9 protein-coding genes and 1 tRNA gene are annotated in these 12,671 nt (G+C 74.9%); 3 read left to right on the plus strand and 7 right to left on the minus strand.

The annotated features are described in order from the left end of the window. Positions 1-89: 89 nt before the first annotated feature. Positions 90-1,673 carry a Na+/H+ antiporter gene (locus ACZ3YO_RS34905; protein ID WP_465577604.1) on the plus strand — a complete coding sequence of 528 codons (1,584 nt, stop codon included), beginning with the start codon at positions 90-92 and terminating at the stop codon, positions 1,671-1,673. Positions 1,674-1,974: 301 nt separating this feature from the next. Further along, complete coding sequence (gene pgi, locus ACZ3YO_RS34910; RefSeq protein ID WP_465577606.1) at positions 1,975-3,636, plus strand: glucose-6-phosphate isomerase; 1,662 nt, start codon at positions 1,975-1,977, stop codon at positions 3,634-3,636. 111 nt (positions 3,637-3,747) lie between these two features. Here the strand turns inward: pgi and ACZ3YO_RS34915 are convergent. From ACZ3YO_RS34915 to ACZ3YO_RS34940, 6 genes are all read right to left on the minus strand, one after another. Then, positions 3,748-3,821: transfer RNA gene (locus ACZ3YO_RS34915), tRNA-Lys, on the minus strand. An 88-nt stretch (positions 3,822-3,909) separates the two neighbouring features. After that, on the minus strand, positions 3,910-4,461 hold the full coding sequence (locus ACZ3YO_RS34920) for a bifunctional DNA primase/polymerase (RefSeq protein WP_465577608.1): 552 nt from the start codon (positions 4,459-4,461) through the stop codon (positions 3,910-3,912). Positions 4,462-4,635: 174 nt separating this feature from the next. Then, positions 4,636-5,043, minus strand: coding sequence for a hypothetical protein (locus ACZ3YO_RS34925; RefSeq protein WP_396322633.1), 408 nt, complete (start codon positions 5,041-5,043; stop codon positions 4,636-4,638). Positions 5,044-5,403: 360 nt separating this feature from the next. Beyond that, positions 5,404-6,753, minus strand: coding sequence for an AAA domain-containing protein (locus ACZ3YO_RS34930; RefSeq protein ID WP_465577610.1), 1,350 nt, complete (start codon positions 6,751-6,753; stop codon positions 5,404-5,406). A gap of 8 nt (positions 6,754-6,761) precedes the next feature. Continuing rightward, a complete protein-coding gene (locus tag ACZ3YO_RS34935) occupies positions 6,762-8,417 on the minus strand; it encodes a hypothetical protein (RefSeq protein WP_465577612.1) in 1,656 nt (551 codons plus the stop codon). Next, positions 8,414-9,763, minus strand: a complete 1,350-nt coding sequence (locus ACZ3YO_RS34940; RefSeq protein ID WP_465577614.1) for a hypothetical protein — start codon at positions 9,761-9,763, stop codon at positions 8,414-8,416. Before ACZ3YO_RS34940 ends, ACZ3YO_RS34935 begins: the two co-directional genes overlap by 4 nt. A gap of 370 nt (positions 9,764-10,133) precedes the next feature. Between ACZ3YO_RS34940 and ACZ3YO_RS34945 the strand changes: the two genes are divergently transcribed. Beyond that, positions 10,134-10,784 carry a histidine phosphatase family protein gene (locus ACZ3YO_RS34945; protein ID WP_465577616.1) on the plus strand — a complete coding sequence of 217 codons (651 nt, stop codon included), beginning with the start codon at positions 10,134-10,136 and terminating at the stop codon, positions 10,782-10,784. A 172-nt stretch (positions 10,785-10,956) separates the two neighbouring features. Here ACZ3YO_RS34945 and ACZ3YO_RS34950 read toward each other — a convergent pair whose 3' ends face one another. Beyond that, on the minus strand, positions 10,957-12,618 hold the full coding sequence (locus ACZ3YO_RS34950; protein WP_465577618.1) for a tetratricopeptide repeat protein: 1,662 nt from the start codon (positions 12,616-12,618) through the stop codon (positions 10,957-10,959). Between the last annotated feature and the right edge of the window lie 53 nt (positions 12,619-12,671).

Below are 12,671 nucleotides of genomic sequence, written 5' to 3' on the forward strand. Positions count from 1 at the left end.
GTTGGGTGCATTGTCAGATTTATCCTGAACGGCGGCCCGCGCCGCGTGGTCCGGGCCGCCCCGCTCGTCCGTCGCCGAGAGGAACCCCCGTGGGCCAGCTGCCCCTGCTCTTCCTGGTGCTGCTCGCCTCCGTGGTGACCATGCCGCTCGCGCGCAGGACCGGCGTGCCCCAACCCGTGCTGATGACCCTGCTCGGCATCGTCATGGCGATCGTGCCGCAGATCCCGGACATCTCCCTCGACCCCGAGCTGATCCTCCCGCTCGTCCTGCCGCCGCTGATCTTCGCGGTCGCCCGGCGCTCCTCGGTCCGCTACTTCCGGGCCAACATCCGCTCCATCCTGCTGCTCGCCGTCGCCCTCGTCGTGGTCACCACGGCGGCGGTGGCCGGCGCCGTGCACTGGCTGCTGCCCGCACTCCCGGTCGCGGCCGCCATCGCCGTCGGCGCGCTGGTCTCCCCGCCCGACCCGGTCGCCGCCGTCGCGGTGGCCGGCAGCGTCGGCCTGCCACGCCGGCTGGTGGCGGTCCTGGAGAGCGAGGGCCTGTTCAACGACGTCACCGCGATCGTCATCTACTCGCTGGCCATCGACGCGGTCGCCGGCGGCGACTTCTCGGCCGGCCACGCGGTGCTCCGCTTCGTGCTCTCGGCGGTCCTCGCCGTGGTCATCGGCGTCGCGCTCGGCTGGGCCAACGCCAAGCTCGCCGCCCTCCTGGAGGACCCGACCCAGCAGGTCGCGCTCAACCTGCTGGTGCCGTTCGCCGCGTACAGCCTGGCCGAGGAGATCCACGGCTCCGGGGTGCTCGCCGTCGTGGTCTGCGGGCTCTACCTCGCCGAGCGGGCCGCCGACGCCGACGCCGTCTCCTACCGGCTGGTCGGCAACGCCTTCTGGGAGATCGTCGAGATCCTGATCACCGGCGTCGCCTTCGGCCTGATCGGCCTGGAGCTGGCCACCGTCCTCAAGGAGGCCGGCAACGGGTGGACCGGCATGCTCGGCGACGCGGCCGTGGTGATCGCCGTCGTCGTGGTGGTCCGGCTGCTCTGGCTGCTGCCCGCCGGCTGGCTCACCAAGAAGCTGCGCGGCGGGGCCGAGGAGGACATCCCGATTAGCTGGCAGGAGAGCGTGGTGCTCTGGTGGTCCGGGATGCGCGGGGTGGCGACCGTCGCCCTGGCCCTGGCCGTCCCGCTCACCGTCGACTCCGGCGCGGCCTTCCCCGAACGCGGCAGGCTGGTCTTCATCGCCTTCAGCGTCGTCCTGTTCACCCTGCTGGTGCAGGGCCTCACCCTGCCCTGGCTGGCCAAGCGGCTGCACCTGGACATCGACCAGGACCGGCACGAACAGGCGGTGCGCCAGCTCTGGTGGCGGGCCGCCAAGGCCGGGCTCACGCGGCTCGGCGAACTGGAGGAGCAGGACAGGCTGCCGGCCGAGGTCGCCGACCGGCTGCGGGACCGTCAGCACGACCGGCTGGCCCGGCTCTGCCCGGAGAAGTACGCCGAGGAGGACGCCGCCGAGGCGAAGCAGCGGCTCAGCCAGTGGCGCGCCGCGTACGCCGTCGAGCAGGAGATGATCGCCGCCTCCCGGCGCGAGATGGTGGCCGCCCGCAGCGAGCTCGGCGCCGACCCCGAGCTGGTCGACCAGGTGCTGCGCGGGCTCGACCTGCGCTCCGAACGGAAGTGACGCGGCGTCCGGAGGTTCCGTCGCGGCGTCGGGACGGTGACGCGTCGGCGGCGCCCCGGTGGCGGGCCGCGTCGGCCGGGCGCTCGGCAGGGACACGGGCCGGTGGCCCGGGCGGTGACCTCGGCGGGCGCCGGTGCAGCGTCGGCGAACGGAATGTGCGCGGGTGGTCCCGGCGTTGCATAGGCTGGTCCCGGGCAGGCCGTCAACGGAGTCGGCGCACCACCAGTACCCGCACGACCTCGCGAAACCCTCCCGCCTGGCCCTGCCGGTATCTGCACCCAGATGAATCGAGGAGCCACCGATGTCGGAGACCCGTGCCGACGCCCGTACCCCGCTGGACCGCACCCCGCAGTGGGCCGCCCTCGGCAAGCACCGCGCGGAGCTGGGCGAGACGCACCTGCGCGAGCTGTTCGCCGCCGACCCGGAGCGCGGCCGCCGCTACACCCTCCAGGTCGGCGACCTGCACGTGGACTACGCCAAGCAGCTGGTCACGGACGAGACGCTGACCCTGCTGCGCGAGCTCGCCGAGGCCACCGGCGTCGCCGGGCTGCGGGACGCCATGTTCCGCGGCGAGAAGATCAACACCACCGAGCACCGCGCCGTCCTGCACACCGCGCTGCGCGCCCCGCGCGGCGCCGTCATCGAGGTCGACGGCGAGAACGTGGTGCCCGCCGTGCACGCCGTGCTCGACAAGATGGCGGCCTTCGCCGAGCAGGTCCGCGGCGGGCAGTGGCGCGGCCACACCGGCAAGCGGATCCGGGCGGTCGTCAACATCGGCATCGGCGGCTCCGACCTCGGCCCCGCCATGGCCTACGAGGTGCTCCGCTCCTACACGCAGCGCGACCTCGACGTCCGCTTCGTCTCCAACGTCGACGGCGCCGACCTGCACGAGGCCGTCCGCGACCTGGACCCGGCCGAGACGCTGTTCATCGTCGCGTCCAAGACCTTCACCACGATCGAGACGATCACCAACGCGGTCTCCGCCCGCGACTGGCTGCTGACCGGCCTCGGCGCCGGCAGCGAGGCGGTGGCCAAGCACTTCGTCGCGCTCTCCACCAACGCCGAGGGCGTCGCCGACTTCGGCATCGACACCGCCAACATGTTCGAGTTCTGGGACTGGGTGGGCGGCCGCTACTCCTACGACTCGGCGATCGGCCTCTCGCTGATGATCGCCATCGGCCCGGACGCCTTCCGCGAGATGCTGGACGGATTCCACCTGGTCGACGAGCACTTCCGCACCGCGCCCCCGGAGGAGAACGTCCCGCTGCTGCTCGGCCTGCTCGGGGTCTGGTACGGCGCCTTCTTCGATGCCCAGGCACACGCCGTGCTGCCCTACTCGCACTACCTGTCGAAGTTCACCGCCTACCTCCAGCAGCTGGACATGGAGTCCAACGGCAAGTCGGTGGACCGCGACGGCAACCCGGTCGGCTGGCAGACCGGCCCGGTGGTCTGGGGCACTCCCGGCACCAACGGCCAGCACGCCTACTACCAGCTGCTGCACCAGGGGACGAAGGTCATCCCGGCCGACTTCATCGGCTTCGCCGAGCCGGTCGCCGACCTGCTGCCCGGCCTGGTGGCCCAGCACGACCTGCTGCTCGCCAACTTCTTCGCCCAGACCCAGGCGCTGGCCTTCGGCAAGACCCCGGAGGAGGTGGCGGCGGAGGGCGTGCCGGCCGAGCTGGTCCCGCACAAGACCTTCAAGGGCAACCACCCGACCACCACCATCCTGGCCGGCCGGCTGACCCCGTCGGTGCTCGGCCAGCTGGTCGCGCTCTACGAGCACAAGGTGTTCGTCCAGGGCGCCATCTGGAACATCGACTCCTTCGACCAGTGGGGCGTCGAGCTCGGCAAGGTGCTCGCCAAGCGGATCGAGCCGGTGCTGCTGACCGGCGAGGGCACCGACGCGCTGGACAGCTCCACCGCGGAGCTGGTCGCCCGCTACCGCGCGCTGCGCGGCCGCTGAGGCGGACGGCGGCCGGCCGGGGCCTTCCCCGGCCGGCCGGCGGTGTCCGGTCCGAGCACGCGGAAACGCCGGAAGGCCCCTCGCTCTCGCGAAGGGCCTTCCGGCTGTCTGTGCGCCGCCAGGGACTCGAACCCCGGACCCGCTGATTAAGAGTCAGCTGCTCTAACCAACTGAGCTAGCGGCGCCTGCTGACAGAGAAGACTTTAGCAGCGGGGCGCGGCCCGGCCAAAATCGAATATCCGCGGCCCGGGGCGGCCCGGCGCCCCCGGTCGCTCAGGCCGTCGGCAGGGCCACCGGCTCGGCCCGGCCGACCGGCTCACGGGTCGCCCGGACGCAGGCCCAGAGCACCACCGAGGCGCCCGGCAGCCACGGCTCCCGGCTCTCCGGCGCGACGATCCACCGCCCGGCGCCCAGCCCGGGGGAGTCCGGACTGTTCACCATCCGCTGCACCGGCGGGACCGTCACCGCGTCGCCGCGGCCGTGGCAGAGCAGCGGCGGCACGTCCCGGGCCCACTCCTCCCAGGCCAGCAGCCGGCGCAGGCGGGGCGCCGTGCCGGGCTGGACGAAGAGCAGCGTGCGCCCGCGGTAGGCGGCGACGGGTCCGCAGCCCGGCCCGGAGGCCCACAGCTCGTCCAGCACCCGGCGGCCGAACAGCGACGGCATGCTGATCACGTCGAAGGCGCGCCCGCAGGGCAGCACCGAGGGCGCCCACGGGCGTGACTCCCAGAGGGCGCGCATACTGCGCGGGTACTCACTGGCGGAGGCCAGCCAGGTCTCCCCGGCCACAGTGACGTACTCCACCGACTGATACGTCCAGATGTCCACAGAGAGCAGCGTGGAGCGTCCGGAGCGTGATCGTGAGGGAAAGGGCGGTTTGCCGGACAGCGCGGCGGGGAGCGGCGTACCCTTCCCCGGCGCATATGCCACTGGCGAGGTTGCCCGCCCGGGAATCGCGGCCGGTGGCGAGGTTGCCCGCCCGGGAATCGCGGCCGGGGGGCGTCAGCCGTCGTGGCGGCGGGGCTGGAGAAGGCCGCGGCCGTACTCGATCATCTTGGCCGCGTAGTCCGGGGTCCAGTCCGCCCGCTCCGCGATCTCGGCGTCCGAGAGCCTGTCGAAGCGGCGGGTGTCCGCCAGCTGTGCGGCGGCGACCGCCTGGAAGTCGGTGGCCCGGTCGGCGGCGGCGCGGAACGCCAGCGCCAGCTCGGTGGAGCGGCGCAGCAGCTCCGCCGGGTCGTCGATCGACTCCAGGTCGAAGAAGCGCTCCGACTCCGGCTCGGCGGCCTGCGGCTCGAACAGCAGCTGCACGGGGCGTCGCCGGGGGGCGGGCGCTTCACCGGCGCCGGCGCCCGGACCGGCCGGCGCGGTCGAACCGCTCGGGTCGGAAGCCTGGGCGTGGGAGTCGGGCATGGACGGACACCTCCGGGTGCTCGGTGGGGGCGGACGACGGCCTCCGGGAACGGCGCCGCCCGGTCGTGGCCGTCGTCCATTGTCTCGCGACGATGGCGGGTAACGGAACGGTGCGAGTCCGAGCGCTATTCCCTCCCCGCGCGCCGGGGGAGTGACTCCAGCGCCGTCCGGTACCGCCCGCCGTCGGCCACCGGCCTCTGTTTCGGCCCTGTGCTCAGGGCTGTGCGCTTCGGCCCTGCGCTTTGGGCCGTCTGCTTTGGGCCGTCTGCTTGGGCCCTGCGCTCTGACCCTGTGCTTCGGGCCGCGCGCCCGGGCCGGATGTCCCGGCACTGGACCGCAGGCGTGGCCGCGCCGGCCGCCTCACAGCCGGACGCGGTGCCCGGCGAGGTGGTGCAGCACCTGGTGATTGGCCTCCCAGCCGTCGGGGAACTTGACCGAGACGCCCAACTGCACCGGCTCGGTGGACGGATGCTCGTCCAGCAGCTCTGCGATCCCGGCCCGGGCCACCACGATGCAGGCGTGCCGGTGCCGGGAGGCGAGCACGCAGAGCCGGCCGGTCTCCAGGTGGAAGGCGGTCGCGTCCGGCCGCCCGGAGAGCGGGTGCAGCACCACCGTGACGTCGTACTCGCGCCCCTGCAGCCGGTTGGCGGTGTCCACCGTCACGGCCTGCCCTGCGGTCGGATCGACCGGGACCCCGGCCTTGACCAGCGCTGCCCGGACCGCCGCCGCCTGGTCCCGGTGCGCCGTTCCGACCGCGATCCGGCTCGGCGTGAGGGGCGCGGACCCCTGCTCGGAGTGCGCCGTCAGCCCGCGCTCCAGCAGCCGCCGCACGGTGGCGGCCACCGCGGCCACGGCCTGCGGATCGGTCCGGACGGTGTGGCGGGCGGGCAGCTCCAGCAGCGCCCAGCCGTGCTCGGCCGCCCGGTCGATCGCTGCGTCCAGGGCCGTACCGTCCGGCCGCACCGCGGCGGTGAGCCGGCGCTCCTGCGGCCCGGTGCCGGAGCGGAACGGCGTGTACGGGTAGAACGCGCCGGAGATCAGCGGTGCCGCACTGGCCGGCAGCCGCCAGGAGACCGGCAGCCGGTGCGGCTCGATCTGCGGGTTGTGCGCCAGCAACGTCACGACCGCACTGCTCGACGGGTCGTACGACAGACCCGACCACTGCTCGGTGCCGACCACTGTGAACGGGTCCAGCTGGCCCGGATCCCCGACGAACAGGGCCCGCTCGAACAGCCGGGCCACCGCGAGCAGCGCGTCCGATCGCATCTGGTACGCCTCGTCGACGATCGCGTGCCGCCACGGCGCCTCGGCCCTCACCCACTGCCACTTCGCCGCGGTCGAGATCACCACGTCGAGCTCGGCGAGGTCGGCCACCTTGTCCGAGGGCGTCACATTGGCGTGACGCAGCACCTCGGGCCCGGGGCGGGAGTCGGCTGCGTGCAGGCGTCCGATCGTCAGATCCGGTGCCTTCTCGGCCAGTCGGCCCACCAGGTCGTCCACCTGGCCGTTGGTCTGGGCCACGATCATCAGCCGCTCGCCGGCCCCGACCAGCTCCCGGGCGGCACGCACCACCAGGGTCGACTTGCCGGCGCCGGGCGGGGAGTCCACCACCACGCCGCGCGGGGCGCCGACGACCGGGCGGACGGTGGCCTCCAGGATCCGGGCCACCGCCGCGTCGGCCGCCGCGCCGGGGGCCTGCTCGCTGCTCATCTGCCGGATCACTCCCACTCTTCGAAGACTGCGGACGCGCCGGCGGCCGCCGTGGCCGCGGCCGGACCGGCCGCCGGCGCGGTGGGCGGCGCGACGGCGGGCGCGGCGGTGCCGGGCGGGCCGCCGTGCGTCCACGGGGTGTCGTCCGGCTCGGGCAACGGCGCGGACTGGCGGACCGTCAGCTCGAAGAGCGTGAAGGTGATCCGCTCGCCCGGCTCGGGCAGGCTCCCCGGCTCGGGCTCCTTCTTGCGGCCCATCCCGGAGAGCACTCGCAGCGTGACGGTGCCCTCGGCCTCGTCGACGGCCGCGATCACCGCCTTCTGCGCGCTCGGCCCGTGGACGCGGTGCGCCTCCCGGCCGAGGTCGGCGTGCGGCCGGTCGGTGGTGCGGACCGTCACCAGGGGGCGCGGCTTCGGCGAGCGGCCCGACGTGTCGTAGTCCGGCACCACCTCCGTCACCACGCCCGAGAACGCCTCGCCGGCCAGCCGGTGCTCGGCCATCGCCAGCGGGTCGTCCAGTGCCTCCTGGACGTCCAGCCGGGCCTGCTCGCGCTCGCGCTGCGCCAGCTTCCGGGCCGCCGTCACGGCGTCGTCCTGCCGGGGCTGCGGCGGCTCGCCGGCCGCCAGCCGGTCCCGGTGGCCGGTGTAGGACCAGCGGTCGCCCGTCCACCGCTCCTCCAGGTGCCCGGCGGGTGGCAGCGTGCGGAGCAGGTCCAGGCCGGTCCAGACGTCGTGCCAGGTGGGCAGCAGCACCTGCTCCAGCACCGTGCGCAGCTGCTCGACGGCCGTGCGGACGGCGGCCCTGGCCTGCTCGGCGGCCGCAGCGCTCCGCCCTTCGGCATCGTGCAGCAGGGTTGCGGCGGCGGTGTCGTAGCGGGCGATCGCCGGGCCCAGCACCAGCTCGTCGAAGCGCGGGTCGGTGGCCGGACCGGCCGGCGGGTGGAGCAGCCGGCCGTGGTCGTCCCGGGCGGACTCGGCCAGCTCGGCGGCCTCGGCGCCGGACAGGCCGGGCGGTGGCGCGTGCCAGGCCAGCCGGGCGGCCAGGTGCTGGTCCTCCAGGTGGCTCTGTCCGGTCGCCCAGTGCCGGGCGAGCAGACCGGTCATCGGCAGCAGCAGGCTGGAGCCGGGCACCTGGGCCCGATCGGTGAGGTGGGTCAGCCAGCGGCCGAGCAGCGGCACCCGGGCCGGCGCCGGGTACGGGCCCGGCTCGTCGTCCTCGATCGTGCGGCGGAACCGGGTGGAGCGGCCGATCAGGGACAGGTGGTGCACGCCCGCGCTGTTCGGCACGATCAGCTGCGGCGCGTCGGTGCACAGCTCGCGGAAGACCTGCGTCTTCTCGCCGGTCTCCGGGTCCTTCTCGGAACCCTCGATCTGCTCCACCCCGGCGGCGAAGGACTCCAGGTAGGGCAGCAGGTCCGCGGCCACCTCGGCCAGGTAGTCGAAGCGCAGCGTGCGGTTGAGCGGCTGCGGGACGAAGTGCAGCCGGGGCGCGGACCGGTCGGTGCCGAGCATCACGGCCAGCGGAGCGCCCGCCTCGCCCGCGGCGGTCAGCGGGACGAGCACCATCGGACGTTCGGAGAGGTGCCGGTGGCGGACGGTGGCCAGGGGCTCGGCCCGGCCGCTGCGGACGGCCTCCAGCCGGGCGAGGGTGCCGAGCAGGCTCATCCGGCACCTCCGGGTGCGGCCGGGGTGAGGGCCATGGCCGCACCGGGAGGTGCTGCCGGCCCGGTCGGCGCGGCCGGCGTCGCCGGGGCGGTGCTGCGCCCCAGGGCCTCGGCACGGAGCGCGGCGGCGTAGGCCAGCCGGGCCGCGGCCTCGTCGGCTCCGGCGTCGTTCGCGTCGGCTCCGTCGGCTCCGGTGCTGTGGTCGCTGCCGTGACCGGTGCCACGGCTGGTGCCGGCCGTGCCCTCGGCGGCGGCCAGTGCCGCGGTCACCGTCCGGATGGTGCCCAGTTCACCGCGAACCCCCCGGCCCAGCTGCTCGACCCGGTCCCCGCAGCGCGCCTCCGAGCGGCAGTGGAAGCCCAGCTCGCAGGCGGAGAGGCAGTCCGGGCTGTACGCGGCGGGCACCGCCTCGACCGACGTGGCCAGCTCCTCACCGGAACGGGCGGGCACGCCGTCCTCGCCGGGCGCGAGGTCGAAGCCGACGCCCGGCGGCAGCGCGTCCAGCAGCCGGCCGATGCCGGTCATCCGGCTCAGCTGGCGGCGGGTGGTGGCCAGCTCGCGGCGGATGTCCACCGGGACGGCGGTCGGCCGGTTGCTGAAGTCCTTCGGACAGACCAGCAGCACGCTCAGCCACGGGCTGCCGGGCAGCCGCTGCTCGGCGTACGGGTCCGCGTCCACCGGGCGGCCGGCCAGCGCGGCGGCCGTCTCCTGGAGCGCCAGCACGTAGACGGCGGCCTGACGGGCGGCGGCACCGACCTTGGCCGGGTCCGCGCTGCCGTCGAGCACCGGGAACGACTTGATCTCGACCACGGTGCACCGCCCGCCGTGCACCACGACGGCGTCCGGCTCCAGGTAGGCGGTGCTGCCCGCCACGTCGAGCCGGAGCAGCGGGTGGTCCAGCAGCGTCCAGGCCTCCGGGGCGGCGGCCGCCTCGGCCAGCGCGGCCGCCGTACGCTCGGCCCGGACCGCCGGGCCGGAGCGGCGCAGCAGGTCGGGCACGGTGAGCGGGGCGCCGCCCTCCACCGGGAGACCGAGATGGCGGCGGAGCGGCTCCAGGAGGGCCGCGTAGCCGTCCTCCTTCAACCGGGACTCGAAGATCACGCCGCGCGCGATGGCGAACGGCGACTGCCCGAACGGTGCGGGGCGACCGAGCCGGGCGGCCAGGGCCGACTTGTCGACCCCGGCGGCGTCGAGCACCGCGCGGCGCTGACAGCCCGGATTGGCGGCGAGCGCGGCGAGGGCGCGGGCGGTCAGGCTGCGCTGTGGCGCCGGACCGCGCAGCTCGGCGAGCCGCTGGGCGAGCGGCTCAGAGTGCCCGCTGGGCGGGACGTTCGTCGAGACGTTCATGGTGCGGCCCAGTGTCGCATCAGGGTCCGACAATCCGGTCCGGCCCGGGCCATCCGCGGCCATGCGTGACGATTCCGGGCGGTATCGGGACGGCAGCGGTGGTGCGCTCGCGGCACGCTGGTGGGTGCTGGTGAGCGCAGGCGGGTCGCTGACGGCCGGCCGGCGAGGTGGTGTCCGGGGTGGCATCCGGCCCGGAGTGGCACCACCCCGGGATCATGGACGGCCCGGGATCGTGGACGGCCCGGGACCGTGGGCGGCCCGGGATCGTGGGCGGCCCGGGATCGTGGGCGGCGCACGGGTGAGGGATCATGGAGCCCGGTGCTCAATGGTGAGACCGACCGTTGCCGCCGCCCCGCTGCGAGGAGCCTCCATGCCCGCCCGAATCGTGCTGGTCCGCCACGGCGAGACCGAGTGGTCGGCCACCGGCCGTCACACCGGCCGAACCGACATCCCGCTGACCGAGGAGGGCCGCGCGATGGCCCGGGCCCTCGGTACCCGCCTCGCCAAGGCGCCCTGGAACGGCCTGCCGGACGCCCTCGTCTACACCAGCCCGCTCGACCGGGCCAAGGAGACCTGCGCCCTGGCCGGCTTCGGCGACCGCGCCGTGGACCGGCCGGAACTGCTGGAGTGGGACTACGGCCAGTACGAGGGCCGGACCGGCCAGGACATCCGCGCCACCGACCACCCCGGCTGGCTGATCTGGCGGGACGGCGTGCCCGGCGGCGAGAAGCTGACCGACGTGGCCGCCCGCGTGGACGCCTTCCTCGCCGACCTCAACGACGAGCACGGTGTGCCCGAAGCGGACACCACCGTCATGCACTGCGCCGACCGCGACGTGGTGCTCTTCGCCCACGGCCACCTGCTGCGCATCCTGACCGCCCGCTGGCTCGGCCTGCCGCCCGAGTACGCCCAGCGCTTCAAGCTCGGCACGGCCGCGCTCTGCGTCCTCTCGTGGGAGTACGGTGCGCCGGCGGTCGAGGTCTGGAACGACCTCGGCCACCTGGAGGGCCTGAAGCACTGAGGTCTGAAGGGCCCGAGGCATGGAGCGCCTCGGCCTGATCCACGGCCGCTGCACCACTGACGCCCTGGACCTTCCCCGACGACTCGCCGGGGAAGGCCCAGGGCGTTCCTGGTCCGGGCGTTCCCGGTCCGGACGGCGCTGGGGCTGGGCGGTCCCGCCCGGACGGGCGGGCTCAGGCCGCCGCCGCCAGGTCGTAGTCGACCAGGAACCGGCCGACCTCCGGGACGCCCCGGTGCGGGCGCAACCGGTCGGCGGTGTCCGCAAGCATGCTCCTGATCCGCGCCGAGCGGACCTCGCCGAACAGCGCCACGGCGGCCGTGCCGTGGTGGGCCGCACCGGCCAAGTCCCCCCGGCCGAGCCGGTCGTGGGCGAGTTCGGCGGTGTACAGCACGCGGTTGCGTACGAAGTGCGGCTCCTGGAGCGTTATGGCCAGCCCGGCCTGCTCGCTGGCGCGGTCCCAGTCGCCGAGGGCGGACCAGCACTGGGACTGCAGCCCGGCGATCTCGGCCTCGCCGAAGAAGGACATCCACTCCGGGTCGGCCTCCGAGGGGCCGCGGTCGAACAGCCGGTACGCCCGGGCGAGCGCCCGTTCGCAGCCGGACCGATCCTGCAGCAGCGCCCAGCCGCCGGCCTCGCGCATGGCGAGCAGGGAGAGCAGCCGGTCGGAGTCCAGGTTCCGGGCGGCGGCCTGCCCGGCCTGGGCGGCGCGCAGCGCCTCGCGCGGACGGCCGGCGTCCCGGGCGAGGAAGGCGCTGTTGCAGAAGACGTGCGCCTCCAGGGCGGCGTCCCCCGCCATCCGGGCGGTGGCGAGCGCCTCGGCGTAGAGCGAGCGGGCGTCCGCCAGCCGGTTCGAGTCGTGCGCCAACCAGCCGACCGAGATGGCCAGTTCGCCCGCGCCGGCCTGGAGTCTTCGCTCCGTCTCGGCGCTGTAGTCGCCCTCGTTGAGCAGCACGTACGCGGTCCGCAGCGACTGCCCGGCCCGTTCGTACAGGGCGTCGGCGCCGTGGGCGTCGTCGGCCAGCCGGATCTCCCGGACGGCCTGCTCGACGCCGAGCACCTCGGCCGCACCGACCTTGCGCGGCGGCGGGACCGGCCCGGGCCGGCCGGGCACGAAGGCGGACCCGGGGTCGAACAGGGCGGGGCCGGTGTCGAACCGGCCCGCCCCGGGCCGCGGTTGGGCCGGGATGAACGCGCCGGCGGGGCTCTTCCCGGCGCCGGGTGCGGCCGGGAAGGACACCGTGTGGGCGGGTGGGGCGGTGGCGGCTTCGGCCGGCGGGTCGATGCCGATCACGGTGGCCAGCGCGGCGGAGCCGCCGGCCAGGAACGTACGGCGACGCACGTCGTCGTTCTCCTCGTCGAAATGGTGCGGTCCAGCGGGCCCCCGAGGCGGCGCTGCGGGCCTCGACAGCAGGGGCCCGTCCGGTGGGGGTGGTTCCGCATACGGCGAGGCAGCGTACGGGAGTTGGGTGGAGAGCGGCGAGCGCGGGGCGGGCAGGGGCGGGAACTGCGGGTGGAGCGGGGGTGGCACGGGTTCCCCGCCGCCGTCCGCTGAGCGGCGGCGGACGGCGGTGCGGGGGGAGAACCCGAGTTCGGTCAGCGAGCGGTCCGGCCACATGTGGCGGAAGACCCGCTCGTACGCGTAGTTGGGACAACGGATCTCGCCGGACTCGACCCGTCCGACGTAGCGGGCGTCGCAGGAGACGTGCTCGCCGATCTCGCGGGCGGCCCGGCGCACGGCCATGGCGAACTCGCCCGGCGAACGGTCGCCGCGCAGCGCGCGCATCACGGTGTTGGGTGACGGGCGGTTCGGCTCGGCCGGTGGGGTGGCTGCCATGGTGCGCTCCGTGGTCGTACTGGGGTGGTCGTGCTGGGTGTCGATCCTGCGGA

Source organism: Kitasatospora sp. NPDC022785 (assembly GCF_055561295.1).

What these genes read in the sequence shown, in the direction of transcription:
- pgi (WP_465577606.1), top strand. Translation starts at nt 1,975, where the DNA reads ATGTCGGAGACCCGTGCCGACGCCCGTACCCCGCTGGACCGCACCCCG.
- ACZ3YO_RS34925 (WP_396322633.1), bottom strand. Translation starts at nt 5,043, where the DNA reads ATGCCCGACTCCCACGCCCAGGCTTCCGACCCGAGCGGTTCGACCGCG.
- ACZ3YO_RS34930 (WP_465577610.1), bottom strand. Translation starts at nt 6,753, where the DNA reads ATGAGCAGCGAGCAGGCCCCCGGCGCGGCGGCCGACGCGGCGGTGGCC.
- ACZ3YO_RS34935 (WP_465577612.1), bottom strand. Translation starts at nt 8,417, where the DNA reads ATGAGCCTGCTCGGCACCCTCGCCCGGCTGGAGGCCGTCCGCAGCGGC.
- ACZ3YO_RS34940 (WP_465577614.1), bottom strand. Translation starts at nt 9,763, where the DNA reads ATGAACGTCTCGACGAACGTCCCGCCCAGCGGGCACTCTGAGCCGCTC.
- ACZ3YO_RS34945 (WP_465577616.1), top strand. Translation starts at nt 10,134, where the DNA reads ATGCCCGCCCGAATCGTGCTGGTCCGCCACGGCGAGACCGAGTGGTCG.
- ACZ3YO_RS34950 (WP_465577618.1), bottom strand. Translation starts at nt 12,618, where the DNA reads ATGGCAGCCACCCCACCGGCCGAGCCGAACCGCCCGTCACCCAACACC.